The following is a 4,548-nucleotide window of genomic DNA, read 5'->3' as shown; positions in this document are numbered from 1 at the left end:
CGCCCACACCGCCGGGTGTCAACGTCTTGTCGAGGCCGCCGTGCTGCCCCAAGGCGCGTGCTTCGGCACGCGGGCATTCTTGATCGCTGCCGCGATAAGCCACGATCAAGCAAGGCCGATACGTCTGCTCGATCCCACTGAGGGGGACGATCCCCGTCAGCTGGCGATCGGCGCGGCGGCGTCCTCCGTCAGCTGGCGATCGGCGCGTCGGAGTCCGAGACGGTCAGCCCGATGCGGCTGCTCCATTGCGCGACCTTGGTCAGAATCGGTTCCGCCTCTTCACCCCGGCCGGCAGCGGCCAGCGCATGGCTGTATACCTGCATCGCCCGCACACGTCGCACTGCGGCCGAGACCTCGGTGAGGGCACGCACCGCCTCACCGGCAACCGGCACCGCCTCACCGGCAACCGACCCGTCGGCATCCCCGCTGTCCAGCATGACCTCGGCCAGCCGGGCCAGCGCCCACCCTTCCTGATGCCGGCGCCCATCGCGGCGAGCCGCGGCGAGCGCCCGCTCGCACAGCTCCCGAGCGGCCTCGGGATCGCCACCTTGCAGCTTCGCGAATCCCAACTCGTGCAACGCCATCGACTCGACCCGCAGGCTGCCGACCTGGCGTGCGTATGAAAGCGCGTGTTCGGCAGCCTCGATGGCCTCCGCCCAGCGCTCGGCCTCACCGTAGACGCGGGCGATCGTCGCCCACACGATCCCTTGACTCGTCGGCCAGTCCTGGCTGATCAGCTCGATAGCGCGCCGGAAATGTGCCAGCGCCGTATCGGTGTCGCTCTGGTACGCCATGGCCGTGCCGAGCATTATCTCGGTGATGCTCGCACCAGCCCGATCGCCCAGGTCGAGCAGGGCCGCACCCGCGTGACGCAGCGCGCTCACGGTGCTCAGATCTCCCATACCGACCAGCCGGGCCATCGCGGCGGCCAGCTGCGCCCTGGCCACGGTCTGACGTTCGCCGTCGGCTTCGGCCGCCAGGCTCAGCGCCTGCAGCGCCTGCGCCACCTGTGGCTGTTGCTGACCCACATCCCCGCCGACCGCCAGCGACAATGCGAGATCGACTGCGAGCGTACGGCTTCGGGCATCGCCATCCTCGGCAACCTGCCGATAGAGCGCCACCACCGCGGCATGCTCGGCCACAACCCATGCGGCGCACTGCCGCCCCGTGCTGAACCGCTGTCCGGCCGCGCTGGTAGCAGCGTATTGGTTGGTACCGAAACCCGGATCACGCAGTTCCACCATGTTTTTCGCGCTGGCGAGATAGAAATCCACCAGTCGGCCAAGGGCCTGCGGCCACTCCCGCCGTCGTTCGGTATCGGCCATCTTGCGCCCGAACAGCCGCAACAGATCGTGATACCGATAGCGACCCAGCTCCGGTGACTGCAACATGCCGAGGTCGACGAGGGCTTCGCAAAGCCGCTCGGCCTCGGCCGGATCTCGGTCGAGCAGGGCGGCAATCGCGGCGACGGACAACGCGGGTGCGTCGGAGAACGCGATGAGCACGAACGCGTGCGCCAAATCCGGGGCGAGCGTGCGGTAGCTGGCCATAAACGCGAGCTCAACGCTGGTGTTGCCGACGGTGAGTTCGGCAAGCCTGCCGCGCTCGTCGGCCAGCCGCTCGGCAACCCCGGCGAGCGGCCAGGTGGGTCGGCTCGCCAACCGCGCCCCGATGATGCGCAGCGACAGCGGCAAATGACCGCATTCGCGCAGGATCTCGTGTGCCGCATCGGGTTCGGCCGACAGCCTCGGCGTCGGCACCATGTGCTCCAGCAAGGCCAACGCCTCGTCCTTGGTCAGGACATCCAGCGGAATCAGTCGCGCACCGAACAATTCCGCGAGACTGGAACGGCTGGTGACCAGCACCCCCGCCGGACCCGTGCCCGGCAGCAACGGGGTGAGATGCTCGACGTCGCGCGCGTTGTCGAGCACAAGCAGTACGCGCTTGCGCGCGACCATGTTGCGCCACACGTCCGTTCGCTCCGACTGGTCGAGCGGCAGCTCGCTCGGCTCGAAACCGAACGAACGCAGTGCGGCCTCGAGCAGCATGCCGGTCGATCGAGGGTGCTCGTCCATGCCACCGAGATCGAGATACAACACTCCGTCCGGATAGTACTGACGCACGCAATGCGCGAGATGTATTGCGAGCGTGGACTTTCCGACGCCACCCATGCCGGTGATCGCGACAACGAGGCGGCGGTCGGAGTCCGTACTCAGCGTCGCCGTCAGCTGTTCGACGAGATGGTCGCGTCCGACGAAATCGGCGATGTCCGACGGCAGTTGCGCCGGGATACGCGGTGCGTGCAAATCTCGGTCGGGAGAAGGCGATTCACTCGCACCGGCCGGCGGTTTGGCCGACAGGATCTCCTGATGCAGTCGGGTCATCCGCGGACTCGGCTCCAGACCGAGTTCGTCGGCGAGCAGCCGACGCGCGTTCCGATATACCTCTAGCGCCTCGACCCGCCGACCGGCCCGGTACAGCGCGACCATCAGCAGTTCGTGCCACCGCTCGCCCTGCGGTTCGGCCGCGACGAGCGCTTCCAACTCCGCGACAGCCGCCGAATATCGGCCGAGGTCGAGCGTGACGGCTATCGCGGCCTCGTCCAGGGCGGCACGCAGGCCGCCGAGGCGCGCCCGCTCCTTGTCCGCCCACGGCCCCGGCACACCCACCAGCGGATCGCCGCGCCACAGTTGTTTGGCCGCAACCAGTTTCTCGTTCGCCAGGTCGGCCGCGCCCGAAGCCCGGTCGGATTCGGCGGCGATGAGCAGATCCTCGACGGTGGCGACATCGAACTCCACCGGCAGGCCGAGTCGATAGCCACCGATCGTCGAGCCGAGCCACTCCGCTCCGGCACCCGCATGGCCATGGGCATCGAACTGCCGACGCACGTCGTGCACGTGATTACGCAGGACATTGACCGCCGAGGTCGGTGGCCGATCCGCCCACAGGCGCGCGGCCAACTGCGTCGTCGACAGGGTGCGCCCGGACTCGGCCGCGAGAATGGTCAGCATGGCCAGAGTCTGCGGCGCCGAGATCTCCAGGCGGCGCTCCGCCAGTCGCACCTCGACCGGACCCAATACGTTCAGCCGAAGTACCCCGGACGGCGCTACCTTGGTATCTGAGAACTCTCGCGTCGTCAAAGCAATCCTTACACTCAACCCAACCGAGGTCGGGGTCACCCGTGGAAGCGGTGATCTATCGCGTCACCTGGTCGCTGTCTCCGACACGCGGAGAGGTCACGGTCACCAGCTCATCGTTACTGCCATCTGATCGAACGGTTATGTCGAAGCGTAAGTAATGCGTCACCACCCGCGTGTGAACCACAGCGACAGCTGTCGAGGACATTCGCGTCGCGCGACACCGCATCGTGCACGCATGCTCAGCATCGAGCGGACCCGACTGTCCTGTCATTGACTGCCAGCGCAGGGCTTTTGGCATCGCGTGCACACCGGCGGCCGCTGGCGCCCGTGATCATCTCGTCGACCCGTTGGTCTGTCCTTCACAGGACTGTTAGCGTTTTCGCGTTCCACTTATCCATTCATGAGGCGATCCCGGGGTTTGATCATGGTTACGCGGTTACGGTCCGAGGACGAGCCTCCGCGAACGCGCGTGGACTACTGGCAGGATGTGCTGTCCAACAACGTTGCGCCGCACCAGATCCGCGTCCCCGGCAGCAATGTTCGCGGCCGGATCGACCATGCCGACATCGGCCCGGTCTCCGTGATGAACCTGCGGACCTCGGCCATACAGGCAAGGCGGACACCCGATCTCATCGAGAAATCCGATCAGGGCATGTTCAAGATCGACCTCGCGATCGGCGGGGAAGGACTCTTCGAACAGGAGGGCCGGGAGTCCCAGCTGGCGCCGGGTGAGTTCATTCTCATGGATCTGGCCCGACCGAGCAATCTGGTCACCGAGAAATGGCAGGAACTCTCGGTCGTCATGTTCCCCCGGCATCTCCTCCCGGTCGGCCAGAATCAGTTCCGGGAGCTCACCGCGGTCCGCTTCGCCGCCGCAGACCCGTACGCCGCGCTTGTCGCCGCACTGACCAGGGAACTGGTCAAGCACCTCGACTCATACGAAAGCGCAAGGGACGCACGGATCGGCACGGCGTTCCTCGATCTGCTGTCGCTCGCCGTCGCGAACCGGATCGACCGCGTATCCGCCGTGCCCCTCGAGAGCCGCGAGAATGCCATGAAGATCAAGGTTCAGGCGTTCATCCAGGATCATCTCGGCGACCCCCAACTCTCCCCCGCCACGATCGCCGCCGCCCATCACATCTCCACCCGCACACTGCACAAACTCTTCGAGGGACAACAGCACACCGTCGCCGCCTCGATCCGGCGTCAGCGACTGGAGCGCTGCCACCAGGACCTACTCGACCCGCGCCTGCGCGACCACCCGGTCAGCGCCATCGGCGCCCGCTGGGGATTCCACGACGCCGCCGGGTTCAGCCGCACGTTCCGCGCGGTCTACGGCGTACCACCCAGCGAATACCGCACAATTCAAACCACCATCAGCACCCCGACCGACCCGCACCCCTGACGG

Annotated in this window: 2 protein-coding genes; one reads left to right on the top strand and one right to left on the bottom strand. The window is 66.8% G+C overall.

Annotated elements, in window-relative coordinates; translation table 11 throughout:
• Positions 1-188 precede the first annotated feature (188 nt).
• Positions 189-3,140: a BTAD domain-containing putative transcriptional regulator gene (locus tag OG203_RS38045; RefSeq protein WP_405162038.1), complete on the bottom strand. Its 2,952-nt coding sequence runs from the start codon at positions 3,138-3,140 to the stop codon at positions 189-191.
• Between the two features lie 469 nt (positions 3,141-3,609).
• On the opposite strand from OG203_RS38045, the gene OG203_RS38040 reads away from it, so the two are divergent.
• The gene (locus OG203_RS38040) at positions 3,610-4,545 is read left to right on the top strand and encodes a helix-turn-helix domain-containing protein (RefSeq protein WP_405162037.1); all 936 of its coding nucleotides are present in this window, start codon (positions 3,610-3,612) and stop codon (positions 4,543-4,545) included.
• Positions 4,546-4,548: the final 3 nt, after the last annotated feature.

Source organism: Nocardia sp. NBC_01499 (assembly GCF_045040275.1).
Lineage (GTDB): Bacteria > Actinomycetota > Actinomycetes > Mycobacteriales > Mycobacteriaceae > Nocardia.
Note: the sequence above shows the minus strand (reverse complement) of the source record. Positions and strands in the feature narration are given on the sequence as shown.